This is a genomic window from Cyanobium usitatum str. Tous (assembly GCF_963920485.1).
In the GTDB taxonomy this organism is placed as follows: Bacteria; Cyanobacteriota; Cyanobacteriia; order PCC-6307; family Cyanobiaceae; genus Cyanobium_A; species Cyanobium_A usitatum_A.
In genome coordinates this window covers 2,110,747-2,137,177 of the sequence record NZ_OY986431.1, presented here as the reverse complement: position 1 = coordinate 2,137,177, position 26,431 = coordinate 2,110,747, and the positions used below count along the sequence as shown (strand labels likewise).

29 protein-coding genes and 1 tRNA gene are annotated in these 26,431 nt (G+C 63.1%); 19 read left to right on the top strand and 11 right to left on the bottom strand.

Annotated features, from left to right (window positions below):
* Nucleotides 1-18 precede the first annotated feature (18 nt).
* Nucleotides 19-2,103, top strand: coding sequence for a magnesium chelatase ATPase subunit D (bchD, locus tag U9970_RS11635; RefSeq protein WP_322764319.1), 2,085 nt, complete (start codon nt 19-21; stop codon nt 2,101-2,103).
* On the opposite strand, the gene U9970_RS11630 is transcribed toward bchD, so the two are convergent.
* Nucleotides 2,100-3,026 carry an MlaD family protein gene (locus tag U9970_RS11630; RefSeq protein WP_322764318.1) on the bottom strand — a complete coding sequence of 309 codons (927 nt, stop codon included), beginning with the start codon at nt 3,024-3,026 and terminating at the stop codon, nt 2,100-2,102. The genes bchD and U9970_RS11630 overlap by 4 nt on opposite strands.
* A 5-nt stretch (nt 3,027-3,031) precedes the next feature.
* Nucleotides 3,032-3,790, bottom strand: a complete 759-nt coding sequence (locus U9970_RS11625; RefSeq protein ID WP_322764317.1) for an ABC transporter ATP-binding protein — start codon at nt 3,788-3,790, stop codon at nt 3,032-3,034.
* Between the two features lie 225 nt (nt 3,791-4,015).
* Between U9970_RS11625 and U9970_RS11620 the strand changes: the two genes are divergently transcribed.
* Nucleotides 4,016-5,347 (top strand): gluconeogenesis factor YvcK family protein, encoded by a 1,332-nt coding sequence (locus tag U9970_RS11620; RefSeq protein ID WP_254935593.1) that lies wholly within the window; start codon nt 4,016-4,018, stop codon nt 5,345-5,347.
* On the opposite strand, the gene U9970_RS11615 is transcribed toward U9970_RS11620, so the two are convergent.
* The 3 genes from U9970_RS11615 to ndhC are packed head-to-tail and all read right to left on the bottom strand — an operon-like array spanning nt 5,344 to nt 7,029.
* The gene (locus U9970_RS11615; protein ID WP_322764316.1) at nt 5,344-5,919 is read right to left on the bottom strand and encodes an NAD(P)H-quinone oxidoreductase subunit J; all 576 of its coding nucleotides are present in this window, start codon (nt 5,917-5,919) and stop codon (nt 5,344-5,346) included. The genes U9970_RS11620 and U9970_RS11615 overlap by 4 nt on opposite strands.
* A gap of 20 nt (nt 5,920-5,939) precedes the next feature.
* Nucleotides 5,940-6,662 (bottom strand): NADH dehydrogenase subunit K, encoded by a 723-nt coding sequence (locus U9970_RS11610; protein ID WP_106632245.1) that lies wholly within the window; start codon nt 6,660-6,662, stop codon nt 5,940-5,942.
* A 4-nt stretch (nt 6,663-6,666) separates the two neighbouring features.
* On the bottom strand, nt 6,667-7,029 hold the full coding sequence (gene ndhC, locus U9970_RS11605) for a photosynthetic/respiratory NAD(P)H-quinone oxidoreductase subunit C (RefSeq protein ID WP_106632246.1): 363 nt from the start codon (nt 7,027-7,029) through the stop codon (nt 6,667-6,669).
* A 92-nt stretch (nt 7,030-7,121) separates the two neighbouring features.
* Here ndhC and U9970_RS11600 point away from each other — a divergent pair, with 92 nt between their 5' ends.
* The 12 genes from U9970_RS11600 to U9970_RS11545 all read left to right on the top strand — a co-directional run bounded on the left by U9970_RS11600 (nt 7,122) and on the right by U9970_RS11545 (nt 16,924).
* Complete coding sequence (locus U9970_RS11600) at nt 7,122-7,589, top strand: rubredoxin (RefSeq protein ID WP_322764315.1); 468 nt, start codon at nt 7,122-7,124, stop codon at nt 7,587-7,589.
* Nucleotides 7,590-7,627: 38 nt separating this feature from the next.
* On the top strand, nt 7,628-8,623 hold the full coding sequence (locus tag U9970_RS11595; RefSeq protein ID WP_322766124.1) for a photosynthesis system II assembly factor Ycf48: 996 nt from the start codon (nt 7,628-7,630) through the stop codon (nt 8,621-8,623).
* 110 nt (nt 8,624-8,733) lie between these two features.
* The gene (psbE, locus tag U9970_RS11590) at nt 8,734-8,982 is read left to right on the top strand and encodes a cytochrome b559 subunit alpha (protein ID WP_254935168.1); all 249 of its coding nucleotides are present in this window, start codon (nt 8,734-8,736) and stop codon (nt 8,980-8,982) included.
* 3 nt (nt 8,983-8,985) lie between these two features.
* A complete protein-coding gene (psbF, locus tag U9970_RS11585) occupies nt 8,986-9,123 on the top strand; it encodes a cytochrome b559 subunit beta (RefSeq protein ID WP_106632249.1) in 138 nt (45 codons plus the stop codon).
* A gap of 21 nt (nt 9,124-9,144) precedes the next feature.
* A complete protein-coding gene (locus U9970_RS11580; protein WP_094559111.1) occupies nt 9,145-9,264 on the top strand; it encodes a photosystem II reaction center protein L in 120 nt (39 codons plus the stop codon).
* A gap of 30 nt (nt 9,265-9,294) precedes the next feature.
* On the top strand, nt 9,295-9,495 hold the full coding sequence (locus U9970_RS11575) for a photosystem II reaction center protein J (RefSeq protein ID WP_094559112.1): 201 nt from the start codon (nt 9,295-9,297) through the stop codon (nt 9,493-9,495).
* An 82-nt stretch (nt 9,496-9,577) separates the two neighbouring features.
* Complete coding sequence (locus U9970_RS11570) at nt 9,578-10,234, top strand: lysophospholipid acyltransferase family protein (RefSeq protein WP_322764314.1); 657 nt, start codon at nt 9,578-9,580, stop codon at nt 10,232-10,234.
* Nucleotides 10,231-11,499: a 3-deoxy-D-manno-octulosonic acid transferase gene (locus U9970_RS11565; RefSeq protein WP_322764313.1), complete on the top strand. Its 1,269-nt coding sequence runs from the start codon at nt 10,231-10,233 to the stop codon at nt 11,497-11,499. The genes U9970_RS11570 and U9970_RS11565 overlap by 4 nt, the downstream gene beginning before the upstream one ends.
* Before the next feature lie 32 nt (nt 11,500-11,531).
* Nucleotides 11,532-12,551, top strand: coding sequence for a tetraacyldisaccharide 4'-kinase (lpxK, locus tag U9970_RS11560; RefSeq protein WP_322764312.1), 1,020 nt, complete (start codon nt 11,532-11,534; stop codon nt 12,549-12,551).
* Entirely contained in the window at nt 12,544-13,677 is a 1,134-nt protein-coding gene (gene lpxB / locus U9970_RS11555; RefSeq protein ID WP_322764311.1) for a lipid-A-disaccharide synthase, read from the top strand. Before lpxK ends, lpxB begins: the two co-directional genes overlap by 8 nt.
* Complete coding sequence (locus U9970_RS11550; protein WP_322764310.1) at nt 13,674-15,422, top strand: ABC transporter ATP-binding protein; 1,749 nt, start codon at nt 13,674-13,676, stop codon at nt 15,420-15,422. Before lpxB ends, U9970_RS11550 begins: the two co-directional genes overlap by 4 nt.
* Nucleotides 15,419-16,924: a carotenoid oxygenase family protein gene (locus U9970_RS11545; protein WP_322764309.1), complete on the top strand. Its 1,506-nt coding sequence runs from the start codon at nt 15,419-15,421 to the stop codon at nt 16,922-16,924. The genes U9970_RS11550 and U9970_RS11545 overlap by 4 nt, the downstream gene beginning before the upstream one ends.
* An 80-nt stretch (nt 16,925-17,004) precedes the next feature.
* Here the strand turns inward: U9970_RS11545 and U9970_RS11540 are convergent, their stop codons facing one another.
* Nucleotides 17,005-17,706: an anti-sigma factor gene (locus U9970_RS11540; protein ID WP_322764308.1), complete on the bottom strand. Its 702-nt coding sequence runs from the start codon at nt 17,704-17,706 to the stop codon at nt 17,005-17,007.
* On the bottom strand, nt 17,703-18,287 hold the full coding sequence (locus U9970_RS11535; protein WP_322764307.1) for a sigma-70 family RNA polymerase sigma factor: 585 nt from the start codon (nt 18,285-18,287) through the stop codon (nt 17,703-17,705). Before U9970_RS11535 ends, U9970_RS11540 begins: the two co-directional genes overlap by 4 nt.
* A 289-nt stretch (nt 18,288-18,576) precedes the next feature.
* Between U9970_RS11535 and U9970_RS11530 the strand changes: the two genes are divergently transcribed.
* Entirely contained in the window at nt 18,577-19,035 is a 459-nt protein-coding gene (locus tag U9970_RS11530) for a DM13 domain-containing protein (protein ID WP_322764306.1), read from the top strand.
* Between the two features lie 3 nt (nt 19,036-19,038).
* Here U9970_RS11530 and rdgB read toward each other — a convergent pair whose 3' ends face one another.
* A complete protein-coding gene (gene rdgB, locus U9970_RS11525) occupies nt 19,039-19,626 on the bottom strand; it encodes an RdgB/HAM1 family non-canonical purine NTP pyrophosphatase (RefSeq protein ID WP_322764305.1) in 588 nt (195 codons plus the stop codon).
* 1 nt (nt 19,627) lies between these two features.
* Complete coding sequence (locus U9970_RS11520) at nt 19,628-21,097, bottom strand: phosphohexomutase domain-containing protein (protein WP_322764304.1); 1,470 nt, start codon at nt 21,095-21,097, stop codon at nt 19,628-19,630.
* Nucleotides 21,098-21,180: 83 nt separating this feature from the next.
* On the opposite strand from U9970_RS11520, the gene U9970_RS11515 reads away from it, so the two are divergent.
* Entirely contained in the window at nt 21,181-22,668 is a 1,488-nt protein-coding gene (locus U9970_RS11515; protein ID WP_322764303.1) for a TM0106 family RecB-like putative nuclease, read from the top strand.
* Nucleotides 22,669-22,700: 32 nt separating this feature from the next.
* On the opposite strand, the gene ygfZ is transcribed toward U9970_RS11515, so the two are convergent.
* Both ygfZ and pyrE read right to left on the bottom strand, forming a co-directional pair.
* Nucleotides 22,701-23,654, bottom strand: a complete 954-nt coding sequence (ygfZ, locus tag U9970_RS11510; protein ID WP_322764302.1) for a CAF17-like 4Fe-4S cluster assembly/insertion protein YgfZ — start codon at nt 23,652-23,654, stop codon at nt 22,701-22,703.
* Entirely contained in the window at nt 23,651-24,208 is a 558-nt protein-coding gene (gene pyrE, locus U9970_RS11505; protein WP_322766123.1) for an orotate phosphoribosyltransferase, read from the bottom strand. The genes ygfZ and pyrE overlap by 4 nt, the downstream gene beginning before the upstream one ends.
* Nucleotides 24,209-24,454: 246 nt before the next feature.
* Between pyrE and U9970_RS11500 the strand changes: the two genes are divergently transcribed.
* The 3 genes from U9970_RS11500 (at nt 24,455) to U9970_RS11490 (ending at nt 26,388) form a co-directional block, all read left to right on the top strand.
* Nucleotides 24,455-24,910: an Occludin/ELL family protein gene (locus U9970_RS11500; RefSeq protein WP_322764301.1), complete on the top strand. Its 456-nt coding sequence runs from the start codon at nt 24,455-24,457 to the stop codon at nt 24,908-24,910.
* Nucleotides 24,911-24,922: 12 nt separating this feature from the next.
* Nucleotides 24,923-24,995: transfer RNA gene (locus U9970_RS11495), tRNA-Ile, on the top strand.
* A 91-nt stretch (nt 24,996-25,086) separates the two neighbouring features.
* A complete protein-coding gene (locus U9970_RS11490) occupies nt 25,087-26,388 on the top strand; it encodes a hemolysin family protein (RefSeq protein ID WP_322766122.1) in 1,302 nt (433 codons plus the stop codon).
* The last annotated feature ends 43 nt before the right edge of the window (nt 26,389-26,431 follow it).

The window sequence follows — 26,431 nt, the reverse complement described above, 5'->3', positions numbered from 1 at the left end:
TCGGGTCTTAGCCCTCCCATGGTTGCAAGCGGAGTTGCCAGTAGGGCCTTTCCCCTCGCCGCCATCACCGGCCACGGCACCCTCAAGTTGGCCCTGCTGCTGGCCGCGGTCGATCCAGGCCTGGGCGGGGTGGTGATCGCCGGGGGCCGGGGCACCGGCAAATCCGTGCTGGCCCGCGGCCTCCATGCCCTGCTGCCACCGATCGATGTGCTCAATGTCGGCGGCCAGACCCCCAACATCGACCCCCAGCGCCCCGACGACTGGGATGTCGCCACCTGCGCCCGGCTGACCGAGCTCGGCGCCGACCCCAGCGCCCTGTTGCCTACCGCAGTGGTGCCTGCGCCCTTTGTGCAGGTGCCCTTGGGCATCACCGAAGACAGGCTGGTGGGCTCGGTCGATGTGACGGCTTCGCTGACCAGTGGCCAGGCTGTTTTTCAGCCAGGGCTGCTGGCCGAGGCCCACCGGGGTGTGCTCTACATCGATGAGCTCAACCTGCTCGACGACAACGTCACCAACCTGTTGTTGGCGGCCGTAGGCAGTGGCGAAAACCGGATCGAGCGGGAGGGCCTCAGCCTCAGCCACCCCTGTCGCTGCCTGCTGATCGCCACCTTCAATCCTGAGGAGGGACCGGTGCGCGATCACCTGCTCGATCGCTTCGCCATCTGCCTAAGTGCCAATCAGGTGCTGGAGCTTGAGCAGCGGGTGGAAATCACCCGCTCGGCGATGGATCAGGCCGAATCCAGCACCGACTTTGGTGCGCGTTGGCAGGAGGAAACCGATGCCCTGGCCACCCAGCTGCTGCTGGCGCGGCAGTGGCTACCGGATGTGCAGATTGCCCGCGAACAGATCGTTTATCTGGTGAATGAGGCTTTGCGGGGTGGGGTCGAGGGCCATCGCAGCGAGCTCTATGCCGTGCGGGTGGCCCGGGCCCATGCAGCCCTCAGCGGCCGCGATCGAGTCGAGGCCGACGACCTTCAAGTAGCAGTGCGCCTGGTGATTGCACCTCGTGCCCTGCAATTGCCGCCCCCCGATCCCGACCAGCCTCTGGAGCCGCCGCCACCACCGCCGCCCCAGGGAGAGACACCGCCGCAGGAGCAAGAGCCGCCCGAGAACGAGCAGGAGCCCGAGGAAGACAACGACGATCAAGACGACGAATCTGAAGAAGACAAATCTGAGGACGACAGTCCCGAAGACCAGGCCCCGCCCCAGGTGCCTGAGGAGTTTCTGTTGGATCCGGAGGCCATCGCCATCGACCCTGACCTGCTGCTGTTCGCCTCGGCCAAGGCCAAGAGCGGCGGCAGTGGCAGCCGGGCGGTGGTGTTCAGCGATTCTCGCGGCCGCTATGTGAAGCCGATGCTGCCCCGCGGCCCGGTGAAGCGCATAGCTGTCGATGCGACCCTCCGGGCCGCAGCGCCATACCAGAAATCACGCCGCGAACGGGAGCCCCATCGCAAGGTGATCGTTGAAGACGGTGACCTGCGCGCCAAGCAGTTGCAGCGCAAGGCCGGTGCCCTGGTGATCTTCCTGGTGGATGCCAGCGGCTCGATGGCTCTCAACCGCATGCAGAGCGCTAAGGGGGCCGTGATCCGCTTGCTCACCGAGGCCTACGAAAATCGCGACGAAGTGGCCCTGATTCCTTTCCGCGGCGAGCAGGCCGAGGTGCTGCTGCCCCCCACCCGCTCGATCACCGCTGCGCGCAGGCGTCTGGAGGCGATGCCCTGCGGCGGCGGCTCACCCCTTGCCCACGGGCTCTCCCAAGCCGCCCGGGTGGGGGCCAACGCCCTGGCCACGGGCGATCTGGGCCAGGTGGTGGTGGTGGCGATCACCGATGGCCGCGGCAACGTGCCCCTCAGTCGCTCCCTCGGCCAGCCCCAGCTGGAGGGGGAGGAGCCGGTGGACCTCAAGGAGGAGGTGAAGCAGGTGGCCAGCAAGTACCGGGCCCTGGGCATCAAGCTGCTGGTGATCGACACCGAGCGCAAGTTCATCGGCAGCGGCATGGGCAAGGACCTGGCTGAGGCCGCCGGTGGCAAGTATGTGCAGCTGCCCAAGGCCAGCGATCAGGCCATCGCCGCCATCGCCATGGAGGCGATCAACGGGATTTAGGGCTTCGCCTGCGCGGCTTTCTCTCGGGCGGCCTTGTCGCGGGCGGCTTCGGTCTGGGCTGGGTACAGCTCATCGAAGAATTTGCCCAAGCCCACGGCCACGCTGCGGATGCCGTCCATGAAGCGGGGATCGTCGGTGAGTTTGGTCACATCGCCCCCAACTGAATTCCATTTGGCGGTGAGCTGCTTGGCATTGCTGACGGTGGCCTGCAGATCCTTCATGGTCTGGGGATTGTCCAGGGCAGCGAGCACCCGGCGCAGGTGGGCGCTGCTGCTGTTGAGGTTGGTGATCGTGGGCTGGGCTGCCTTCACCGATGTCTCCAGCTCCTTGGCCAGGGACTGGCCGTCCTTCATGAAGGCCGAGGTGTCCTTGGCGGTGCGCTCAAAGCTGCTGGCGGCGGTTGAGACCTTGCTGAGCAGTTGCATCTGGTCGGTTTCGACCAGCATCTTGTGCATCAAGGTGGTCACGCTGGTGAGACTTGGCCCCTGAACTCCCTCGATAGTGGCGCCATTGCAGATGGCTACGGTCTTATTGCAGGCCTTGGAGCGTGGGTTGGCAGAGCCTGGCGGCAAGGGCGGGCCGCTGCTGATCAGCGCAACTTGGGCTTCACCCCCAAGTAAGGAGGCTTCGCCGATCTCCGCCCTGGTGGGCCGCGCCAGATTTAAATCGCCATGGTTAATTTCAAGAACGGCAACCACCGCCTCGGGTGTCACAGTTACGCGCCGCACGCTGCCAACCAGAACTCCTCTGTAGGTCACAGGTGAGCGCTCTGCCAGGCCAGATGCTTCGGCGAAGCTGGCTTTGACGCTCCAGTTTTGCCTGCTTAGGGAGATGCCGCGCAACCAGAAGGAGAGACCTACGGCACTGCTAATAGCGGCTAATAGGGAGAAGCCGACAATTGCTTCGCGGATGCTGCGGCGCATGGTTTTCAGAGCTCCGCAGGCTGCATCGGTCCGCGCAGACTACCGCTCCTGAACTGCACCACGTATGGATCGCTGCAGCTGCGGTATTCCTCAACCGTGCCGCTCCAGCGGAATTGGCTGTCATAGAGCAGCACAACCCGTTCCGCAGAGCGTTCGATGGTGCTGTGCACATGGCTTACCACCACAGAGGTGGCGCGGGCCACTTCTGTGGTGCGCACGATTAGATCTTCGATGCGGGTACAAGCCATCGGGTCCAGGCCGGCCGTGGGCTCGTCGAACAGCAGCAGGGGCATCTGTTCATCTGGCTTGGCCGGGTCGTCGATTAGGGCCCGGGCAAAGCTGACCCGCTTCTGCATGCCGCCGCTGAGCTCCGCAGGCATTTGCTCCTCGATGCCTTGCAGCCCCACCGCATGCAGTGCTGCGCCCACTCGCTCCCGTATGTCTCGTTCAGCTAGCTGGCCGTGGCGGTAGAGCAGGAAGCCGACGTTTTCACGCACGGTTAGGGAGCCAAGTAGGGCCGGGTTCTGAAATACCAGCCGTACGTCCGGAGGCTGGCGTTGGTCTAGACGCAGGTAGGACTGGGGTATGCCGTGCAGGCTCAAGCTGCCGCTGCTGGGCAGCTGCAGTCCGGCCAGCAGACGCAAAATGGTTGATTTGCCCGCCCCGGAAGGCCCAACCACCACTAAGCGCTCGCCGGGGGCGACGTGCAGGTTTACCTGGTCAAGAACGCAGCGGCTGCCCCAGCGCACGCTGAGGTTCTCCATTGCGGCCAGCGGTGCTGCTGAGGAAGCCAGAGGGGGCTCATGAAGAAGGTTTCCATCCTGGCTGTTTGCGGGGCCGATGGCTCTCCTTAAAGTTCAGCCAATTGAGGCAGCGTCCTCCCCCGCCCTTTGCGCTCCTCCGCTCCGGTTTCCCGATTGCGGCGCTCCCGCCGACCGCTGCCGAAACCGGGTTGGCTGGGCCGCGGCGATCTGCGCCGCAAGGACCTGATGAGTCGCTCCCGGCGAGCGGCCCGCTGGTTGCAGCCAGGTCTGGTGGTGAAGCGCTGGGTGCTCACCTCCGGGTTGGGTTTATTGGTGGCCCTGCTCGGCGCGGCGGTGTGGGCCGATCTGCAGCCGATCTACTGGATGCTCTCCAGCATTCAATGGCTGCTGGCTCAGGTCACCGGGGTGTTGCCCCGCAAGTTCACGGGCCCGTTGGTGTTGCTGGTTGGGGCTGTGCTGATCTGGCTGGGCCAGAGCCGCAGTTTCGGCTCCATTCAGCAGGCTTTGGCTCCAGAAAAAGACACCTTGTTAGTGGATGCCCTGCTGGCTCAGCGGCGCCTCAACCGCGGTCCAAGCATCGTCGCCATTGGCGGCGGCACCGGCCTTTCCACCCTGCTCAGTGGACTAAAGCGCTACAGCAGCAATCTCACTGCCATCGTCACGGTTGCTGATGACGGCGGCAGCAGCGGGGTGCTGAGGCGCGAGCTGGGCGTGCAACCACCCGGCGACATCCGCAACTGCCTGGCGGCCCTGGCTCGGGAGGAACCCCTGCTGACCCGGTTGTTCCAATACCGCTTCAAGGCCGGTAGCGGCCTGGAGGGCCACAGCTTCGGCAACTTATTCCTTTCAGCTCTCACGGCGATCACTGGCAATCTGGAATCGGCGATCACCGCCAGCAGCCGGGTGTTGGCGGTGCAGGGGCAGGTGGTGCCCGCCACCAACGCCGACGTGCGTTTGTGGGCTGAGCTTGAGAACGGCGAACGGATCGAAGGTGAGTCGAAGATTGGCCACGCCTCCAGCCCAATCGTGCGGCTGGGCTGCACGCCCGAGCGTCCCCCGGCCCTACCCCGAGCCCTGGAGGCCATCGCCAATGCTGATCTGATTGTGCTAGGCCCGGGCAGCCTCTACACCTCGCTGCTGCCCAACCTTCTCGTACCCGAACTGGTGCAGGCCATCCGCCGCAGCAAGGCACCGCGCCTTTACATCTGCAACCTGATGACCCAGCCGGGCGAAACCGATGGGCTCGATGTAGAGGGCCATTTGCGGGCCCTTGAGGCCCAATTGGCCAGCCTCGGGGTGGAGGAGCGACTATTTACCGCTGTGCTGGCCCAGGAAGATCTGGGCGATTCCGCTTTGATTGACCATTACCGGCACCAGGGCGCTGAGCCAGTGGCCTGTGATACGCGTCAGCTGCGCCGCCAGGGCTACGAAGTGATGCTGGCACCGCTGCAAGGGGCAAGGCCTACGGCCACGTTGCGCCACGATCCCCGCAGCGTCGCCCTGGCAGTGATGCGTTTTTTCCGTAATCACCAGCGGGGCAGCGGTTCCGCTTCTTAGTAGGCGTCCTGCATTTCGTAGAAATCGGGCTGCACGTAGTCCTTGCGCATCGGAAAGCCTTTCCAGTCTTCCGGCATCAACAGACGCTTGGGATGGGGGTGGCCAGCAAACTGAATGCCGTACATGTCGAAGGTTTCCCGCTCCTGCCAGTCGGCACCGCGGAACAGGCCATAGAGAGTGGGAATGGTGAGATCGCCGTCGCGCTCCAGAAATACCTTGATGCGCACTTCTTCAGGGGCTTCCCCTGGGGGCATCACTCCAGCGGTACAGCGATCTGAAAGGGCTGCCAGCTTGACCAGGTTGTAGAAGCTCACCAGCCGGCCACCGGCGCCTTCGTCGTAGCCCCCTTGGCATTGCAGGTAGTCGAACCCTTGGCTTTTGAGGGCCGTAGCGATTACGGGCAAAAACACCGCTTCCACGCCGATCATTTCGATGCCGAGATGGTCGCGGCCAAGCGCAACATGATCGAACCCCTGGCTGTCAAGCCAGCTGCCAACCGCGCCTGTAGCTGGGGTTTCAAGCGCCGTGCTGCTGGCGTCGTCGCCGGCGTTGGTTTGGATTGCGTCAGGCATAGCGGGCGTGGAGGTGGTGCTCAGGCTTCGACTGGAGCAGGGATGGCCGCAGCTGGTGCGGGCATGGGAAGGGAGCTGGCGGCGGCTAGGGCCTGCCTTTGAGTTTCGGCCGCTAGGTATTGACCATTCACGATCGGGGCCACCGCTTTCATCTGGTGGGAGACCGTGCAGTAGCGGTGAGATTGCTGGAGATTGCCGCGCTCGACCAAGGCTTCGTTGCCCACCTTTTTACGCAGCTTGATCACCGCATCAAAGATTGCTTCCGGGCGAGGAGGGCAGCCGGGCAGGTAGAGATCTACAGGGATCAACTTGTCCACCCCCCGCACGGCGGTGGTGGAATCGGCGGAAAACATGCCGCCGGTGATGGTGCAAGCGCCCATGGCGATCACATATTTCGGCTCCGGCATCTGCTCATAGAGACGCACTAGGGCAGGGGCCATTTTCATGGTCACCGTGCCGGCCACGATCAGCAGGTCTGCCTGGCGGGGACTGGAGCGGGGCACTAGACCAAAGCGGTCGAAATCGAAGCGGGAGCCAATCAGTGCAGCAAATTCGATGAAGCAGCAAGCCGTGCCGTAAAGCAGGGGCCAGAGACTCGAAAGGCGCGCCCAGTTGTGAATGTCATCCAGGGTGGTGAGGATGACATTTTCGGAGAGATCTGAGGTGATAGTTGGCGTGCCAACCGGGTTGCAGCTAGCAGCCCGCAGATCCTTTAAAGCTTCTATGGAGGGTGTGTTGGTCATGGGTTCAGCTCCACTCAAGGGCGCCTTTGCGCCAGGCGTAGGCGAGGGCCACTACCAGAATGGCGATGAAGATAAGGGCTTCGATAAAGGCAAGCAGGCCAAGGCGGTGGAAGGCCACGGCCCAGGGATAGAGAAAAACGGTCTCCACGTCAAAAATGACGAAGACCAGGGCAAACATGTAGTAGCGGATATTGAATTGAATCCAGGCGCCGCCAATCGGCTCCATGCCCGATTCGTAGGTGAGCTCGCGCTCGCCCTTGCGGCTTTGGGGTGACAGCAGTTTGTTGGCCAACAACGCCAGCACTGGCACCGCCGCCGAAATCAGCAGGAAGCCAACAAAAGCGTCGTAGCCGGAGAGCACGAACATTCGAGCCATACCAACCTGCAGAGCAGTCTGGCATCTGTGCCCGGGCCCTGGGGTGGCACCGATAAAGTGACTGCACCACCTGAGGCCCAGGGATGAGTTCTGATCAAGTGCCTGGGCCCCAGCCCGAAGCCAGCGAACCCAGCGAGGTCATTGAGGCCGAGCCAGGCCCCCAAGCGGCAGCGGCTCTGTCAAATGATTCATCAGTTGATCCATCAGTTGATCCATCAGTTGATCCAGGGGAGGATCCAGATACGCACCGCTTTGAGTGCCGCAGCTGCGGTTTCGTCTACGACCCGGCTGAGGGGGTGCGCAAGCTGGCCATCGCCCCCGGCACGCCCTTTACCCAGCTTGATCCGATCGGCTTCCGCTGCCCCGTCTGCCGCAGTCGGGTTGGGGCCTTTAAGGACATCGGGCCCCGCAACAAGCCCAGCGGCTTCGAAGAAAACCTCAACTTCGGTTTGGGCGTCAACAGGCTCACCCCAGGCCAGAAGAATGTGTTGATCTTCGGGGGCTTCGCTTTGGCTTTTGCCTTCTTCCTCTCCCTTTACTCCCTGCGCTGATGACCAGTCTTCCCCTGTTCCGCCAGCTTCAGGCCCTAATGCGGCCCTTGCTGAGGCCCCTAGTGAGCTTGCTGCTCGTTGCTGGGCTGGGCTTTGGCCTGTCTGGTTGTGTCACCACCGGGTTGCCTGTGGCAGCCGCAAGCCCCTGGCAAGCGGTGCCTTTGGCCACTAAGGCCAATCCCCTGGACGTGGCCTTCACCGATGACCGCCACGGCTTCCTGGTGGGTAGCAACAGGCTGATCCTCGAAACTAACGATGGCGGAGCCAGCTGGGCTGAGCGGGCCCTCGATCTGCCGGAGGAGGAAAACTTCCGTTTGATCAGTCTTGATTTCCGCGGCGATGAGGGCTGGATTGCCGGCCAGCCCGGCCTGTTGCTGCACACCACGGACGGCGGCCAAAACTGGAGCCGGCTTTTCCTGGATACCAAGCTGCCAGGTGAGCCGTACCTGATCACGGCCCTGGGGCCAAATCAGGCCGAGCTGGCCACCAACGTGGGAGCGATTTATCAAACAAGCGATGGCGGCACCAATTGGCAAGCCGATGTGGACGACGCTGCCGGGGCCGTGCGGGAGCTGCGCCGCTTTAACGATGGTCGCTATGTAAGCGTCAGCGGCCTGGGCAACTTTTTCTCCACTTGGAAGCCGGGGGATGGCACCTGGCAGCCCCACCAACGGATGAGCAGCCAGCGGCTCCAGTCGATGGGCTTCCAGCCCGATGGCTCTCTCTGGATGTTGGCCCGGGGAGCCCAGATTCGCTTCAACCCAGATGTCAGCAACGTTGAGGAGTGGGGCAAGGCGGTGGTGCCGATCACTAATGGCTTCGGTTATCTCGACATGGCCTGGGCTCCTGATGGCTCGATCTGGACCGGCGGCGGCAGCGGCACCTTGTTGATCTCCAGCGATGGGGGCAAAAGCTGGCAGAAAGATCCGGTGGGCGCCCAGCAGCCCTCCAACTTCACCCGCATCAGCTTTAAGTCAGATGGCAAGGGCTTCGTGCTGGGTGAACGGGGATCCCTGCTGCGCTGGGTGGGCTGATCCCGCCCCCTTTAGCGGCTGCGGCCGCCAACTTCTGTAACCAAGGGGCCATTCCGGCCCCGTCCTTCCCCGGCTCACCCTTAAGATCAACGAGCTGAACGCTTGTCGCTATGGCTGCCGGCTCAACTGGAGAACGCCCGTTCTTCGAGATCATTACGAGCATCCGTTACTGGGTAATCCATGCGGTTACCCTGCCCGCCATCTTTTTGGCTGGTTTCATGTTCGTGTCTACGGGCTTGGCTTATGACGCCTTTGGGACCCCTCGCCCTGATGCCTATTTTCAGGCTCAGGAGAGCAAGGCTCCAGTGGTGAGTCGGCGTTACGAGGGCAAGAGTCAACTTGACCAGCGCTTGCAATAAGCCATGACCCAAGCACCTGTTTCCACCACCCCCCGCAACTATCCGATCTTCACGGTTCGGTGGCTGTCGGTGCATGCCCTCGGCGTTCCCACGGTCTTTTTCCTGGGATGTCTTGCGGCTATGCAATTTGTTCGCCGCTGAGTCGGTAATTGCTCGTCAGCCATGCAACGCTCTCCCAATCCCAATAATTTGCCGGTTGAACTAAACCGCACCAGCTTGTTTCTGGGCCTGTTGTTCGTTTTCACGATCGGCATCCTTTTTTCCAGCTATTTCTTTAACTGACCCCTCTTCACATAACCCGGAGAGCTCCCGATGAGCGGCAAGAAGTCCAATCTGCCTGATGGCCGGATTCCAGATCGTCTGCCAGATGGTCGTCCTGCAGTTGCTTGGCGCTCTCGCTGGACCGAAGGGGTTTTGCCCCTTTGGCTGGTCGCAACAGCCGGCGGTATGGCAGTTATTTTTGTGGTTGGGCTGTTTTTCTACGGCTCCTACGTGGGCGTTGGTTCCGCCTGAGTTGGCTGCCGATCTGATCCGTGATTCCCTGCAGAATTGCCGTTTTCGGCAGATCTGTAGGGTTTTTTGATGGGTTGTTTTGGTGAAAAAACGAACCCTGCTCAACAACCGACTGCTGGCCAGCCTTGCCGGTGCTGCTCTCAATTGCTACGGGGAGCTGTTTGTGCGTACCGCTCGGATCCGCATTCAGGCCCATCCCGACACCTATCGGTTGGTTCAGGAACAGGGGGGCGCAGTGATTTACGCCCTCTGGCATCGCCACGCTTTTTTTATACCCCTACTGCGTCGCTTTGATAGGCGTCGAGTGGCTGTGCTGCTCAGTAGCCATCGGGATGCCCAGATCGTGGCAGTGGCAGTGCGCTTACGCGGTTTGGAGGTGGTGGAGGGTTCCTCCACCCGTGGTGGCCTGCAGGCATACCACTTCCTGCGCCGCGCTCTGCAGCAATGCCAGCCTGTTTGCATCACTCCAGATGGGCCTAAGGGCCCGGCTGAGTTGGTCAAAAGTGGCGTGACTCATCTTGCCCAGCAATCGGGCTGCCCGATTGTGCCGGTTTCTGTTGCCTGCTCCCGCAGCTATCGCTTGCGCTCCTGGGACCGGTCGGTGTTGCCCTTGCCCCTGTCGCGAGTGGTTGTGCAGCTGGGCGAGCCGCTGTGGCTGCACGACAGCTTGGTGGATAGCCAGGAGCTGCTGGCGGAGCGATTGCGTCAGGTGGCCAGCCTGGCTGGTGAGTGCCCGTGAAGCGAGCTCAGGCCTGGTTGCTGCTGGGGCTCTATCGACTGCTCTCCCTTGGCCTGACCCCGCTCTGGCTGATCTTGTTGCTGATCCGCCTGGCCCAGGCCAAGGAGGATCCCCTCCGGCTGGGGGAGCGCCTGGGCTGGCCGAGCCGCCGCCGCCCAGCTGGGCCTCTGCTGTGGTTTCACGCCGCCAGTGTGGGCGAACTCAACAGCCTGCTGCCCGTGTTGCGAGCGCTGGGCCAGGGTGCTGGAGCGCCAGGGATGCTGGTGACCACGGTGACACGCACCTCCGCCGCCCTGGCTGGCCGGGTATTGCCGCCTGCTGCGATTCACCAATACGTGCCGATAGATCATTGGCTGGCCCTGGTGCCCTTTCGCTGCTATTGGCGGCCCTGCCTGGGGGTATTGGCGGAGGCGGAGCTCTGGCCTGAGCTGGTGCAGGCGATGCCCCATCTGCATTTGATCAATGCCCGCATGAGCCAACGCTCCTACCTGCGGCATCGGCGGCTACCCGTTTATGCCGGCTGGTTGCTGGCGCGGGTGGAGCTATGCCTGGCCCAGTCCCAGGCCGATGCCGAGCGCTTTCGGCGTCTGGGGGCCCGCGATGTGCGCGCCTTGGGCTCCACCAAGCTCGATGCCGATCCGCCGCCGGTCAACAGCAAATACCTAGCGGTGGTGCAGCAGGTGTTTGCCGGTAGATCGGTTCTGCTGCTGGCCAGCAGCCATGCCGGCGAAGAGCGGCAATGGCTTGAAGCCTGGGCGGAAAACCAGCTGACGCAGCGCCCATTTGGATTGCTGCTGGCACCGCGCCATCCCCAGCGGGCCCAGGAGGTGCTTGCTCAGGCGCGGCAGCTGGGCCTGTCGGCGGCGCTCTGGAGTGACCTGGCTGGCGGCGGCTTGGCTCCTAACCCCGATGTGCTGGTGGCTGATGTAATTGGCGAGATGGGCACCTGGATCAGCGCAGCGGCCGTGGTGGTGATGGGCGGTAGTTTTTATCCGCAGGGCCGGGCCCTTGGTGGCCAGAACCCCCTGGAGCCCGTGGCCCTGGGTCGTCCCGTGCTCTGCGGCCCCGACATGGCCAACTTTTCTGATCTGCTGGAGCCGTTGCTGGCGGCTGGCTGCCTGCAGCAGTGCGCCGATGTGGCAGCAACCCTGGCGGCTGCCCTGCCCCTGCTGGTTCAGCCATTGCCGCAGGGGCATGGGGAGGGCCTGCGCTTGCGCGGCCCCTCCCAGCTGCTTGCTTCACTGCTGCTGAAGCAGTGCCACTGATTAGATCTAATTAATGGGATGCCAATGATCTAATGCCCTTAACTACGCCGCGTTTTTGGTATCAGCGCCGCCGTGGCTGGCAGGCCTGGCTGCTCTGGCCACTGGGCTGGCTTTATGGCTGCGCCGTGACCCTGCACCGGCGCAGTACCCGCCGCTGGCGTTGTTCGGTGCCGGTGCTTTCGATCGGCAACCTCACCCTGGGGGGCACGGGCAAGACCCCCCTGGGGATTGCCTTGGCCCAGGGCCTTGAGGAGCGGGGCTGGCGGGTGGCGGTGCTGCTGCGGGGCTATGGCACCCGGCGCCGAAACCCGTGCCAGGTTTCTTCTTCTAGTTCCTGCGCGGAGGTGGGGGATGAGGCCCTGGAGTACGCCCAAAGCCTCGGGGAGGGTGTGGCCTGGGTGGGCTCGAACCGCTGCCAGAGCGCGGCGTTGGCGGTGGCGGCTGGGGCCACTGTGATCTTGCTGGACGATGGTTTGCAGCACTGGCCTTTGGGCCGTGATTTGGACCTGTCCCTGCTGGATCGAAAGCACGGACTGGGCAACCGTCTGGTGTTTCCGGCGGGCCCGCTACGCGAGCCCCTGGATCAATTGGCCCGGGCCGATGGGCTGGTGTTCACCGGTGCAGAGCCTGTTGAGCCGTTGCCGCCTATCCCCGTGGGTTGGCCGAGCCACAAGCCACGCTTTGATGTGCGCTTCTGTTTGCTGCCGCCACCCCAGCTCCAGCAGGAGCCTCTGGTGGCCTTCTGCGGTATTGGCTTACCAGGGAAGTTTTTTTCCGCTCTGCGGGCCTGCGGACTCGAGCTGGTGGCAACGGAATCCTTCCCGGATCACCACGTTTATGCTGAATCAGACTTGAAGCGTTTGTTGGATTTGGCCCACGCCAATGGCGCACGGTTGGTCACCACCGTCAAGGATGGACAACGCCTGCCCCAGCGTTTTCGCCAGGAGGTGAGCTTGGTGTCGCTTCAGGTGGATAGGGCCAGTCTGGCTCCCTTACTGAATTGGCTGGATCAGCGTCTTTGTGCTCTGTCGGGTGTTCGCTTCCATGGCTGATCTGGGACGGCGGCGGGTTTTGTTTGTGGCAGGTGAGGCGTCGGGAGATCTCCATGGCGGCTTCTTGGTGCGCGAGCTGCAGCGCCAAGTGCCGGGGGTAGAGATAGCAGGGGTGGGCGGTGACCAACTGCGCGCCTGCGGCATCGACATCCTGGCCGACGTGCGAGTGCTTTCTGCGGTTGGCTTGGTGGAGATCATCAGCAGTCTTCGCCGTCACCACCGCGTGATGGAGTTGCTGAAGCATCAGATGGATAACCATCGCCCAGATGTGGTGGTGCTGGTTGACTATCCCGGCTTCAATATGTTTGTGGCTAAGGAGGCTAAGAAGCGCGGCATTCCTGTGTTTTTCTACATCGCGCCCCAGGTATGGGCCTGGGGCCAGGGAAGGGCCAAAAAGATGGAGCGACTAATTGAGCGCCTGGCCGTAATTTTCCCATTTGAGGAGCCCATCTTTAATGCCCATGGCCGCGACTTTGCTCGCTATGTGGGCCACCCGCTAGTGGATGAGCTCCAAGTCAGTTGCTCCCGCGAGCAGACGCGGCTTCGCCATGGGTTATCCCTAGAGCAGCCTTTGCTTGTGCTGATGCCTGGCAGTCGCCGGGCAGAGGTGCGGATGCTGCTGCCCGCCATGCTGAAAGCTGCCAACCAGCTCAAACTCGATGGTTGGCAGGTTGTCTTACTTAAGGCGCCCACCATCGATCGCTCCTATTTGGAGCAGGCGAATGCTGGAGAGGCGCTGCCGGTTCCCCTGGTTGATGGCGACGCCCATAACCTGCTGCATGCTGCCGATGCTGGCGTTATCGCCTCTGGCACAGCCACGCTCGAGGCAGCCTTGCTGGGCTGTCCCCATGTGATTCTTTATCGCTTCTCCTGGCTTACCTATTTGATTGCCAGGCTGGTAATTGGCCAGCGCTCTATGGGTCTGCCCAATGTTATTCTCGGACGCCAGTTATTTCCAGAGTTGGTTCAGAGGCATGTGACGGCTGACAAAATTGTGAGATCCCTGCGCAGCCTCGACGCTAACCGGGACTTGTTTAATCAATCTGTGCAGGAGTTGCAGGCAACCATGGGACCCCCTGGCGCATCCAGGCGAGCAGCCGATGAATTAGTGGGCTTGCTTAAGTGAGCACGCAAATTTATCAACGGCTGGCTTTTTATGGGCGCAGCCATTTGTGGCCTGGCTTTTCCCTAGCCCTGTTCTTTAATTTTTTGTATGGCGCATCTACCGGCTTTGTGCCGTTGGTAATTCGCTACCTTTTTGACGATATATTGCCCTCGAGTGATCGAAGTCGCTTGTATTTGGCGCCTGTAGTTATACTTGTTGTGATAGTGCTTAGGGCGGTGTCCCAATACTTAGGGGCCTATCTGACTGAAACTGTTGGTCAGTCAATCACGGCTGACTTGCGCCATCAACTTGCTGAGCGAATATTGGATTTGCCCCAGTCCTATGTGGATCGCAACTCCTCCACCGTGCTGGTGTCTCGAGTGCTCACGGATGTATCACTTGTCAAGAGCGGAATTGTTGATGGTTTTTCATCCATATTTAAAGATTCCCTAACTCTTCTGGTTTTGGTTTGCGTGGCTTTCTATCAAGATTGGCTGTTGTCGTTAATAGCTTTCATTCTTTTCCCTCTAGCGATTTTGCCGATTCTTAACTCATCTAAAAAAGTTAGGCGTCACTCTAGTAAAGGCCAGCTCAGCCTTGCCAAGTTGGCTTCATTCCTGCAAGAGTCGGTAATCGGTTTGCGGGTGGTCAAGATCTTCGGCATGCAGGCCTATGAGTTGTCGAGGTTTGACCAAGAGAATCAATCGGTTTTAAGGGCCGCCCTAAAGACAACTAGGGCCAAGCTTGCTAACCAGCCATTAATGGAAGTTATAGGCGCGATTGGTTTTAGTGCGGTTTTGGTATACGGCGGTGAAAATGTAATAGCAGGTACGCGTACTACTGGTAATTTCTTTGCCTTCCTGACTTCTCTCTACCTGTGCTATGCACCTTTTAAGGGGATTGCTAAATCTAATTCAGTATTGCAGCAAGGTGTTTCTGCTGCTAGTGATTTATTCAATATTCTTGATACCAAGCCTGAGCCTCCTGAGGCTTCCAGTCCCAAGTCCTTAAACAACATTTCTGAAGGTCTTGTGGCCAGGAATGTCTGTTTTGCCTATGGCGATGATCTGGTCATCGATGACCTATCTTTAGAGTTGAGTTGCAGTAGCACCGTCGCTTTGGTTGGATCAAGTGGTGGCGGCAAAACTACCATAATTGACTTATTCTGCCGTTTTTACGACCCCAGCTCCGGCGTTATATCGATTGATGGCATTGATATTCGCCAGCTTTCCCTGGCATCGCTGCGCTCCTTGATTTCAGTTGTTGATCAAAATACATTCCTTTTTAACGACACTGTTGCTAATAACATTGCCTATGGATTGGCGTCAGCTTCGGCGTCCCAAATTGAGGCTGCTGCGCGGGCTGCGAATGCACACGATTTTATTATTCAGCTGCCCGAGGGCTATGCCACCCTTATTGGCGAAAATGGCACGATGCTCTCCGGCGGCCAGCGTCAGCGGATTGCAATTGCGCGCGCATTAATTAAGGATGCGCCCTTGCTATTTCTTGACGAGGCCACCTCTGCCCTCGACTCAGCTTCTGAGCAGGTGGTGCAAGAAGCCCTAGACCGATTGATGGCTGATCGCACCACCTTGGTGGTGGCCCATCGCCTCTCCACTGTGGTTAATGCCGACTGCATTTGTGTGATTGCGGGCGGGCGAGTGGTTGAGTCGGGAAATCACGCCACCCTGCTGGCTCGCGGCGGCCCTTATGCCGACCTATTTTCGACACAATTCGCAAACGCTGACGCGGGATCGCCAGGATGACAGCTACCGCCTCTCAGCCCACCGGTTTTCAGCCTGCCTATGAGCGCCACGATTGGTCCAGCGCCTTTCGCAACGTCGGTGTTGAACTAAGCGACGTTCCCTTGGAGCCCGTGCGCGGCACGATTCCGGCTGAGCTCAAGGGCACTTTGTTCCGCAACGGGCCAGGCCGGCTCGAGCGTGGTGGCCAGTGGGTTCATCACCCATTTGATGGTGACGGCATGATCAGTGCCTTCCGGTTTGAAGGGGGCCAAGCCCGACTCACCAACCGCTTTGTGCGCACCGAGGGCTGGCTGGCAGAGGAGCAGGCCGGTCGCTTCGTTTATCGGGGGGTCTTCGGCACCCAGAAGCCTGGCGGGCCACTCGCCAATGCTTTTGATCTGCGCCTCAAGAACATCGCCAACACCCATGCGGTGCAGTTGGGTGACCAGCTGCTGGCGCTTTGGGAAGCGGCCGAGCCCCACGCCCTTGATCCCCGCACCCTCGAGACCAGGGGGCTCTCGCGGCTGGAGGGTCTGCTCAAGCCAGGCGAAGCTTTCAGCGCCCACCCTCGCTTCGATCCTGGTCACCACGGCGAGCCCCGCATGGTCACCTTCGGCGTCAAGGCGGGCCCCACCAGCACCATTCGCCTGATGGAATTTGCCAGCGCAGACCAGCCAGATGGTGTGCGCGCCGGTGATCTGGTGGCTGACAGCCGCCACAGCTTCAAGGGATTTGCCTTCCTGCACGATTTCGCGATTACACCCAGCTGGGCTGTGTTTCTGCAGAACGCTGTGGCGTTTAACCCCCTGCCGTTTGTGCTTGGCCAGAAGGGGGCGGCCCAATGCCTGGCTTCCAAGCCCGGCGAAGCCGGCCAGTTTTGGTTGGTGCCCCGCCAGCCGGGTCACCACGCTGGCGCCCGGCCGCTGCTGCTACCTGCTCCTGAAGGCTTTGTGTTCCACCACCTCAATGCATTTGAGGATCCGGCCACCGGCGAGGTGGTGGTGGATTCGATCTACTACGACGATTTTCCTTCCATAGGCCCCGAGGTTGACTACCGCGAAATTGATTTCGACTCCATACCTGAGGGGCAGTTGCGCCGTTGCCGGATAGATCCCCGCAGCGGCACGGTTAAGAGCGAGTGGCTGGAGCAGCGCTGCTGTGAGTTCGCCATGGTTAATCCGGCAAAGCAGGGCCTAAACGCCCGCTTCGCCTGGATGGCGGTGGCGGAGCGGGAGCGGGGTAATGATCCGCTCCAGGCGATTGAGAAGCTCGACTTGCAAACCGGCGAACGCCTGGTTTGGAGTGCGGCCCCCCGCGGTTTTGTCACCGAACCGGTGATGGTGCCGGCCGAAGACAGCTCTGCCGAAGATAGGGGCTGGGTGTTGGTGCCGGTTTGGAACGGGGCTCGCTGCGCCACGGATCTGGTGATCCTCAACGCTGCCGATATGACAGAGAAAGCCGTGCTCGAGCTTCCCCTCGCCATTCCCTATGGGCTGCACGGCAGTTGGTCTGCGACTGCCTGATCAGCCCCTGTGGCCGATCTCGCCGTTGAGGCCATCGGTGCCGGTGGACGGCAAGCACGCCTCATTCACCATGGAGAGGCTCAAATAGTGCTGGTCAACACCCGCGGGCCAGTGGGTGCTGCGCCGAGGGGGTCTGCTTCCACACTGACGCTGAGGCTGCTGGCCTGGCTGGTGGGGAAAGGGGGGATCAGCATGGCTACATGGCCCTGGGCGGTGGGTTTGAAGGAGACGCAGCCCACCGGCCGGCCGTTCACGTTTGCCCAGAGCCGATAGACGTGTTTCGGCGGCGGCGGCGGCAGAGCATTGAGCATCAGGATGTTGTTGGTGGGGTTGCCGGTCACGAGTACCTCGCCGAACCCCTGGCCGTTCCCAGGCATCGCCCGCAGGGGCAGGCGCCGGCTAGCCGGCGTCAGAGTGGGTTCCGGAGCCACCCTCAACTGCAATTGCGCCAGCTGCTTGCGTGTCTGCTGCAGCTCCATGCCGAGGATCAGCAGCCCCAGGGAGAGCAGGCCAGGCACCAGCCAGGAAGGCGCTGCAACACGGCGACTGACCTGGGGTTGCATGGGTAGGCGCAGCAGGCGGTGGCGCACCCCCTCTGGTGCCGGCTCTGTCTCCGGCAGGGCCAGGGGCAGCAGTTCGAGCGTGGTGCGGAATTCCTCCAGCCGCTGGCGCAGCTCCGGGTGTTGCTGCAGCAGAAGCGTCAGCTGCTGCCGTTCCTCTTCGTCCAGATCTCCCAGGGCATGGCCGGCCAGCAGGGCATCGATGGCGTCTTGCGGTGTCATGGTGTGCTCCGGAAATCGATCAGCAACTCCCGCAGGCGGATCAGGCCCTGGCGGGAACGGGTCTTGACGGTGCCCAGCGGCAGGTTTAGCCGCTGTCCGATCGCAGACTGGCTTAGCCCTTCGTAGTAAGCCAGCTCCAACACCTGCCGCTGATTGGCGGGAATCGTCTCCAGGGCATGGCGCACCCGCTGGCTGAGGTCATCCGCCTCGGCGGACTCCTGGGGGCTGCGCACGGCCTGCGGGAACAGCTGCTCCGACCAGCGTTGCACCAGCTGCCAGCGATTGCTCCGCTGATTGAGGCGGTTGATCGCCATCGAGCGGGTCAGCAGCAGCAGGTAGGCCAGCACCGGCCCGCGGGAGGGCTCGTAGCGGTCCTGCTTCCAGTACCGCAGAAAGACGTCGTGGCAGAGGTCTTCCGCCTCCTGGTTCGAGCGGCATAGCCGCAGCGCCAGGCGGTAGACGGGCCCGCCGTATGAGTCGTAGAGAGCACCGAGATCGGTGGGGCTCGGCTGATCGGACGCGAATCCCTGCAGCAGCGGCCTGGCGGCAGCGGCATCCGGTTGTTGGGCAGGAAAGTCCACAGGGTGATGGCCGTTCAGGCACTCTCGGCGGGCATTGACTGATGGGGATACCGATGGGCAGCCCGATCGGATTGGCGGAACGCCCGGCGACGGCAGGACTGCATGGGTTGTGAGTGAGGGCGTTCCAATCCGATGCCGAGGCCTATCGGTATCCCTGGACGCAGAGGTCGATCCCGTTCGGTTCAACTCGGTTGGTTCACCCCTTCCCACTGCGCACCACACACGCCCCCACTCCTCGTTAGTCATGAAGCCCTTCTCCTCCACCCTGGCCCGCTCCGCTGCCCTGGCCTTGGTCGGTGCCTCCCTGCTCTCGGGTGCGGCGCTCCACGCCGAATCCATGTCCAAGCCGATGATCAACCCCATGCAGAAAGAGGCTGCCGGTGGGATGGCCGGTGCGCTGGCCAAGGGAAGTTTCCGGATGGCGGAGAAACCCGTGAGTGGCGGCTTCTTGATCCACAGCGAAGGCGGCAAGAAGATGCTGACGCTCAGCAAGGACTTCAAGACCAGCGATATGGCCCCCGATCTGAAGATCGTCTTCAGCGCCTCGACTACGCCCCTCGCCAGCACCAAGCCGCCCGGCTATCCGCTCAAGCCCGGTAGCTACACGATCCTGGCGCCGCTGAAAACCAGTATGGGAGGGCAGAGCTACACCATTCCCGCCTCGATCGATCTCAGCAAGCAGGGCTCGGTGCTGATCTGGTGCGAGAAGTTCAACGCCACCATGGCCTGGGCGCCGCTGAAGGGCTGATCGTCAGCCCAGCAGGGCACGCAGCTGGGGGTCCAGCAGGGCGAAGGCCCGACCGCGGTGGCCAAGCCGGGCCTTCTCCTCCTTGGCCATCTCCGCGAAGGTCTGCCCGGCTTCGTCCACGAGAAAGACCGGGTCGTAACCGAAGCCACCGGATCCGCGTGGTGCCTTGAGGATCGTGCCCGGACAGATCCCCTCCACCTCCAGGCGGATGGTGCCGCTGGGATCCGCCACCGCCAGGGCGGCGGTGAACCGGGCCGCACGGCTGGCGGCGGGGTCGGCGGCCTGGGCGGTGGCTAGCTCCTTCAGCAGGCGCGCGATCCGGGCGGCGTCCGTGTCGGCATAGCGGGCCGAGTGGACGCCTGGAGCACCGCCAAGGGCCTCGACGGCCAGGCCCGAGTCGTCGGCGAGGGCCCAGGCGCCTGTGGCTCGGGCTACGGCGGTGGCTTTGAGGCGGGCATTTTCGGCGAAGGTGCTGCCGGTTTCCTCCACCTCCAGGCCCTCGGGCTGGGGCCGGATCTCCAGGCCCAGTCCGGCGAGTAGGTGGCTGAACTCTCGGACTTTGCCGGGGTTGCCGCTGGCGATCACTAGCACTTCAGTTCCCCTCGGCGAGCTGCCGCGCCCAGCCCAGCACCTCAGCCACCCGGGCTTGGCTGGGGGCTTCGCAGTAGAGCCGCAGCAGCGGCTCGGTGCCGGAGAAGCGCAACATCAGCCAGTGGCTGGGGCCGAGGCGCAGCTTCACCCCATCGGTGGTGATGACCTCCAGCACGGGGCTGCCGGCCACCTCGCTGGGCGGTGCTGCGGCCAGCTTTGCCTCGAGGCGCTCGCGGGCTGCCATGTCTGGCAGGCGCAGGTCGAGTCGGTCGTAGGCGGCGGCACCACCGCAGCGCTGCTGCAGGGCATCGATCCGCTCCCCTAGGGGCACGCCGCCCTCCACCAGCGCTTCGATCAGCAGCAGGGCCGCAAAGGGCGCATCGCGCTCGGGCAGGTGCATGCCGAAGCCCACGCCGCCCGATTCCTCGCCCCCCACCAGCACCTCGCCGGTCAGCATCTCTGCAGCGATGTATTTGAAGCCCACGGGCTTTTCCAGCACCTGGCGGCCCAGGCCTTCTGCCACAAGCTGCATCAGGTCGGAACCGCTTACGGTTTTGATTACGCAGCCGGGCAGCTGGCGGGCCCGGGCCAGGTGGTCGATGAATAGGGGCATCAGCAGCTGGGTGCTGCAGAAGCGGCCGCGCTCATCCACGGCGGCGATGCGGTCGCCGTCGCCGTCAAAAACGATCCCCATGGCGGGCCGACCAGCTGCGGTGCTGGCGGTTACGGCCGTGATCAATTCCTGCAGGTAAGGGGCCAGCGGCTCGGGCGGGTTGCCGCCAAATAGGGGGTCCCGGTTTGCCCGAATTTCGCTGATGACGCCACTGGATCTGGCCCCATCGCCCAGCAGGGCCGGCAGCACACCGGCTGCTGAGCCGTGCATTGGATCGACAATCACCCTGAGCCCCAGGCGCTCTAGGCCTGCCGCCAGTGCCGCAGTGTCCACCTTGGTCAGCAGGCCAGCCACGTAGGTGCCTAGGGCATCGAAGCGTTGGGGATCTCCCAGGATCGGCACGGTGATGCCGCCGGCTTCGAGGCGGGTTTCCACTCGGCGGGTGAAGTCGCCTTCCACCGAGCCGCCGAACGGTCCCTTGATTTTTAAGCCGAGCCATTCCGGCGGGTTGTGGCTGGCGGTGATCACCAGGGCGCCCAGGGCATGGCGCTCCACCACGGCCCAGCTGCTGGCGGGGGTGGGAGTGGCTGTGGCCGAAAGCAGGGGCTCAAGGCCGCAACCTCTAACGGCGCTGCAGATCGCCTCCGCTAGTTCGGGCGCCAGAAAACGGCGGTCGTAGCCGATCACTACCTCGCGGCTTTTCAGGCCTTCGGGGGCTGAGTGGGCCAGCTCCTGGGCTGCAGCGGCAGCTACCGGCAGCAGTCGATCAAGGGTGATGTCCACGCCGAGGATGCCGCGCCAGCCGTCGGTGCCGAAGGCGATCGGGCTGGCCTCCAGGGGCAAGGGGGCTGAGGCCATGGGGGGTGGGCATGCCGAGCTGGGGCAATTCTGCGGTGCCGGCGGCGCTCCAGCCCTAGCGTCGGCGTCTGTGGACGCCAGCATTGACTTCCCGGCCCCAAATCGAACGTTCAGGGCTCGAGCCGGCTCTCACGGATCGCCTGCTGCGCAGTTGGCTGCGATGCAGGCGCCGCGCCTGGCTGGATCGCTTTGGGGTTGCCAGCGAGCGGCAGTGGAATGCCCACCGGGCTCTGGCCTTGAGCGACCAGCTGCGCAGCTTTCAGACCCTGCTGCCCCAGCGGCCGGGCCACGGCGAGGCGGCCTGCGTCGCAGGGGCGGCTGGGGTGGTGGGCTTGCGGCTGCGGGGGGCTGGTCCCCAGGGAGTGCGATTGGAATCCCATCCCTCCCTGCTGGAGCGCATCGCTGGCCAAAGCCGTTGGGGTGCCTATGCATACCGGCCGGTATTGGCTCGCCAGGGGCGACGTCTAACCCGGGAAGCTCGGGTGGTGCTGGCGCTTTGGGGGCGCCTGTTGGCGGAGCACCAGCAGGCAGCAGTGCCCCATGGTCTGGTGGTGGCCGGTGAAGGCAGGTTCCTGCAGCGGGAGCGCCTGGCATTGGCTAGCGGCCTGCAGCACCAGCTCGATGAGAGCCTGCAGCGCCTGGCAGCTGATCTTGCCCAGTCCACGCCACCGCCCTTGGTGAGCGATCGCAAAAAGTGCACCCTGTGCAGCTGGCGAGGCGTCTGCGATAAGGAGGCCGCCGCCATGGGGCATCTCAGCGAGGTGAGTGGCATTGGCGGTAAGCGCCGCGAGATGTTGCTGGAGCAGGGGGTCACCAGCCTGCCGGACCTGGCTGCCCGCGATCCAGAGCTGTTGGCCGAGGCCCTTGCCGCCTACGGAGAGCAGCATCGCGAGATTGCCGCTGAGTTGGTGGCCCAGGCCCGGGTGCAGGCCTCTGGCCTGCCGCAGCGCCTTGGCCGTGGGCCGGTCTTGCCCGAGTTGGCAACAGCACCTGGTGTGCTGCTCTACGACATCGAATCCGATCCCGATGCCCGCGATGATTTCCTCCACGGCTTTGTGGTGCTGGAGAGCGACGGGGCGGGGGGCTGGCTAGAGCAGTCCACCCGTTACCAGCCCCTGCTGGCTTTGCAGGAGCATGGTGAGCAGCGCCTGTGGCAGCGATTGCAGCGTTTGCTTGCCCGCTATCCCGATTGGCCGGTGCTGCATTACGGCGAAACCGAGGTGATTGGCCTGGTGCGCCTGGCCCAGCGCCAGGGGGCCAGTGAGGCTGAGGTGGCCCGGTTGCGGGGCCGGATGCTGGATGTGCACGCCCGGCTGCGGCGCCATTGGCGTCTGCCGGTGAGCAGCTACGGGCTCAAGGCGGTGGCCGGCTGGCTTGGCTTTGCCTGGAGCCAGAAGGGGGTGGATGGGGCCCGCTGCCTGCTTTGGTGGCGCCAGTGGCGTCAATGGCACCGCCAAGACGGCAGCCGGGGCCAGGCCAGTCGCAATCAGTTGCAGCGGATATTTCTCTACAACCGCGATGACAGCCTGGCCACTTGGGCCGTGGTGCGCTGGCTACTGGCTCAGCCCTGACTCTTCAGCCCTTCAGATTCAGGACTTCAGATTCAGGATTTACGGCCGGCACCGACCGGTGGATCAACGCAAGCTGGCGGGCGAGATAGCTCCAGCAGCGCGCCATCGGGATCGGGGCCGGCGCGCAGGCAGGTTTGTTGAAGCGACTGGCGGCGCACCAGGGCTAGGCCAATCCAGAGGCCATCTTCCAGGGCCAGGCTGGAGGTGATCAGGCCCGCCCGGGGGCTGCTGCTCTCATCCCCCGTCTTGGCGCCATACAAGACCGTGCCTGGCTCTCCTGGACCCTGGGTTCCGCGCCAGAACCAGCGCCGCAGCTGTTGTTTGACGCCGTCGTAGGTGGCGAGTTTGGCCAGGGTTTCCTGGCCCACGTAGCAGCCCTTGCTGAGGCTCACCCGATCGGCGAGCCCTACTTCGAAGGGGTTGGTGTCGTCGTTGATCTCCCCTGGGGCCGCCGGCACCCCCTGCTGGATGCGCCAACGCTCCTGTTCCCTAGCCGGCAGGGGCGCTCGATCGGCTAGCCAGGCGGGCGGCTCGGCCTTGGCCAGCAGGGCCAACTGGCGGCCTAGCAACCAACCGCTGCCATCTTCCAGAGCAATCCAGCTCCCATCAGCAACCTGGGGCAGGGCGTCGCAGCCATCCCCCAGTGCTGTGATCCAACGCACCGCTGTTACCGGACCCAGTTGCACCCGATCGGCGGGGAACAGCACCCGTTCAAGGGCCTGCCAAAGGGCGGTGCCATCAGCGCCGCGCAGCAGCAGCCAGGCCCCATCCCTATCCACCAATACCTCAGCTAGGGCCCGCAGACGACCGGTGGCGGTGGTGCAACAGCTGGGTATCCAGCTGCCGGGCTGCTGGCCTTCGATTGCGGCGCTGGTTTGGCCGTGTAGAAATCTGCCCGTATCTGGGCCATCGAGGCGGATCAGGTAGCCCGCTTGCTCGCTTCGACACGGGCCGCTGGGCTGCCAGCCCCAGGGATCAGAGCTCATGAGTTGGCCAGGCCCGCGGCGGTGGCAGCCACCTCGTCCAGCAGAAACAGGCTGCGCAGCTCCAGCCCGGCAGCCGTCATCGCATCGAGACCCCCCTCCTGGCGATCCACGATTGTCACTACCCGGTTCACTGTGTAGCCAGCCTCCCGCAGCTGCTGCACGGCCTTTAGGGAAGAGCCGCCGGTGGTGACTACGTCTTCAAGCACGGTGATGGTGCTGCCCGGTTCCGGCAGCGGCCCCTCCAGCCAGGCACCGGTGCCGTGGCCCTTGGCCTCTTTGCGCACGATCAGAGCGTTGATCTCCCTGCCATCCAAGGCAGCCCTCATCGCCACTGCGCTCACCAGGGGATCTGCCCCCAGGGTGAGGCCGGCCACCGCCCGCGCTTCCGCTTCCACCTGCTCGAGCATTAGGGCGCCGAGCAGGGCCAAGCCGGTGCCACTGAGGCTGACTGGCTTGCAATTGACGTAGTGGTGGCTGCTGCGCCCGGAGGCCAAGGTGAAGTTGCCGTGGCGGTAAGCCTGGGTGGCGAGCAGGGGAAGCAGGGCCAGGCGCATCTCTGCGGGGCTGGCAGCCAATGACGTGGCAGCCAGGGAAACGGTCGACAAGATCTGGTGCATTCGCGATTGGTTGACTAGTTTGCGACTATCACGACAGGATCAGCTGCTGGGCTGATGGGATCCATGGCTAACGGCACCAAATTAAGGTCCAATTTTTGTTTCGCCTTAGCCGCAGGGTCCTCTGCCGTAGTCGCATGGTGCTCGGTTGGAGCCTTGGTCTCGCCCCCTGCAGAGGCGGGCCCTGTGGTTTGCACCACCACCTTGGAGGCCCCAAACAGCAGTGGGCAGGCACTCCAGGGGGCGGCAGCCGGCCCGGTTGAAGTCACCCGTTGCGGTGTCGTGCAGACCACGCCCCAACTGATGGAGAAGCGCTTTTACAGCTACACAGCACCCTTTGCCCGCGGCGTCAGCCTCACCAATCAAATCACCGATCTATTTGGCATCGCCATGGGTGGTGGTGATGGCACCAGGGTGATGGGCTTTGGCTTCCCTGATCAAACGATCATTTGGGATGGCACCGCAGTGGAAAATACCTATCAGGTACTGCTTCAGCAGCAGAGTGATCCCATGCCCTGGCGTACGGGTGATGTGTCCAACGGCTATTCCGGCAGTCTGGGATCTGCTGGCTCCCAGCCTGACGGCCGCGGCTGGCAGGCTGGCGGTGCCAGCTACAGCGCTCCAGTGCGCGGCCTCTGGTAGCCCTGCTGGCACGGGGGTCTAGCAATCTGGTGAATGCAGCGAACTCATAATTCGCCTTAGCCGAGTTCGATCCTCGGGACCCCCATTCACGTTGGTTCAATCAACCCCAGCGGTCTGATTGCCCAGCAACCCCTATCGTTTGAGCACTGATGGCTCTCCTGGCGGAGCTTCCTGTGATTCAAGTCCTGGCGCTGGCCGTTTTGCTGGCACTGCTGGCTTTTTTTGCCGCTGGGGAATTCGCCCTGATTCGCCTTCGGCCTAGCCGGGTGCAGCAACTGCAGGAGGCGGGTGAGCCCGGTGCCCAAGCCGTTGCCAAGCTGCAACATCGGCTCCGGCGCGTGCTGGTGGCTACCCAGCTGGGTACGGCGCTCGCTTTGGTGGCATTGGGCTGGGCCGGTCGCGGCTTGGCTGAACAGCTGGGTGGGGCCCTGGCAGCCAGCCCTGGAGCCGTTCCCCAGGTTTGGCTTGATGCCGGCTTATTTCTTGTACTTGTATTACTTGCCACCGTGCTGGGCGGCTTACTGCCCAAGGCCTGGGTGTTGCACCGTCCCGAAAGCTCGGCTCTGCGACTGGCGCCGTTGCTGGCTGCGGTGAGTCGCAACCTGGCCCCCTTGCTTTCCCTAATAGAGCGCTGCAGCGGAGTGCTGCTGCACCTGCTGGGCTTACCCCGCAACTGGGATGAGCTGGTGCCCGCCTTGTCGGCTGGCGAGCTTGAAACCTTGATCGAAACCGGCAACGTCACCGGTCTGATGCCCGACGAACGCAACATTTTGGAGGGAGTCTTTTCGCTGCGGGACACCCTGGTGCGGGAGGTGATGGTGCCCCGCTCCGGCATGGTCACCCTGCCCCTGGATGTGAGTTTTGCTGAGCTGATGCGCGAGGTCCATGACACCGCCCACGCCCGCTTCCCGGTGATCGGCAGCTCCCTCGACGACGTGCGTGGCGTGCTTGACCTGCGGCGTCTTGCTGATCCCATTGCCAGGGGCCTGCTCAGCGCCGACACTCCCCTGGCTCCCTACATCACCCCCGTGGCGCTGGTGCAGGAGAGCACTTCCCTGGCGGAGCTCCTGCCCCTGATTCGCAGTGGTCAGCCCCTGCTGGTGGTGGTCGATGAGCATGGTGGTACAGAGGGGCTGGTCACGGTGGCCGACCTCACCAGCGAGATCGTTGGCGAGGAGGAAGATTCCCTTGAGGCGGCCCAAGACCTGCAGCAACTCGGCGAAGGCTGCTGGTCGGTGGCAGGGGATCTGGAAATCTTCGAACTCAACAGGCAGCTGGCGTTGCAGTTGCCTGAGGCGGAAGGACATCACACGCTCGCTGGCTTCCTGCTTGAGCGCTTGCAGCACATTCCCTCGGCCGGTGAAGGTTTGCGCTGGAAGGGTCACCAATTTCGGGTCCTAGCCATGGATGGCCCGCGCATTGAGCGAGTACAGATCGAGCGTCCAGTCGTCGAACCGGAGCGCACCGAGGGCGCCTGATCAGCGGTCTGGACCCCCGTACCCCCGATAATGCCCTCAGTCG

Coding starts and splice junctions, on each gene's coding strand:
- bchD (WP_322764319.1), top strand. CDS start 19: ATGGTTGCAAGCGGAGTTGCCAGTAGGGCCTTTCCCCTCGCCGCCATC.
- U9970_RS11630 (WP_322764318.1), bottom strand. CDS start 3,026: ATGCGCCGCAGCATCCGCGAAGCAATTGTCGGCTTCTCCCTATTAGCC.
- U9970_RS11625 (WP_322764317.1), bottom strand. CDS start 3,790: ATGGAGAACCTCAGCGTGCGCTGGGGCAGCCGCTGCGTTCTTGACCAG.
- U9970_RS11620 (WP_254935593.1), top strand. CDS start 4,016: ATGAGTCGCTCCCGGCGAGCGGCCCGCTGGTTGCAGCCAGGTCTGGTG.
- U9970_RS11615 (WP_322764316.1), bottom strand. CDS start 5,919: ATGCCTGACGCAATCCAAACCAACGCCGGCGACGACGCCAGCAGCACG.
- U9970_RS11610 (WP_106632245.1), bottom strand. CDS start 6,662: ATGACCAACACACCCTCCATAGAAGCTTTAAAGGATCTGCGGGCTGCT.
- ndhC (WP_106632246.1), bottom strand. CDS start 7,029: ATGTTCGTGCTCTCCGGCTACGACGCTTTTGTTGGCTTCCTGCTGATT.
- U9970_RS11600 (WP_322764315.1), top strand. CDS start 7,122: ATGAGTTCTGATCAAGTGCCTGGGCCCCAGCCCGAAGCCAGCGAACCC.
- U9970_RS11595 (WP_322766124.1), top strand. CDS start 7,628: ATGCGGCCCTTGCTGAGGCCCCTAGTGAGCTTGCTGCTCGTTGCTGGG.
- psbE (WP_254935168.1), top strand. CDS start 8,734: ATGGCTGCCGGCTCAACTGGAGAACGCCCGTTCTTCGAGATCATTACG.
- psbF (WP_106632249.1), top strand. CDS start 8,986: ATGACCCAAGCACCTGTTTCCACCACCCCCCGCAACTATCCGATCTTC.
- U9970_RS11580 (WP_094559111.1), top strand. CDS start 9,145: ATGCAACGCTCTCCCAATCCCAATAATTTGCCGGTTGAACTAAACCGC.
- U9970_RS11575 (WP_094559112.1), top strand. CDS start 9,295: ATGAGCGGCAAGAAGTCCAATCTGCCTGATGGCCGGATTCCAGATCGT.
- lpxK (WP_322764312.1), top strand. CDS start 11,532: ATGCCCTTAACTACGCCGCGTTTTTGGTATCAGCGCCGCCGTGGCTGG.
- lpxB (WP_322764311.1), top strand. CDS start 12,544: ATGGCTGATCTGGGACGGCGGCGGGTTTTGTTTGTGGCAGGTGAGGCG.
- U9970_RS11545 (WP_322764309.1), top strand. CDS start 15,419: ATGACAGCTACCGCCTCTCAGCCCACCGGTTTTCAGCCTGCCTATGAG.
- U9970_RS11540 (WP_322764308.1), bottom strand. CDS start 17,706: ATGACACCGCAAGACGCCATCGATGCCCTGCTGGCCGGCCATGCCCTG.
- U9970_RS11520 (WP_322764304.1), bottom strand. CDS start 21,097: ATGGCCTCAGCCCCCTTGCCCCTGGAGGCCAGCCCGATCGCCTTCGGC.
- ygfZ (WP_322764302.1), bottom strand. CDS start 23,654: ATGAGCTCTGATCCCTGGGGCTGGCAGCCCAGCGGCCCGTGTCGAAGC.
- pyrE (WP_322766123.1), bottom strand. CDS start 24,208: ATGCGCCTGGCCCTGCTTCCCCTGCTCGCCACCCAGGCTTACCGCCAC.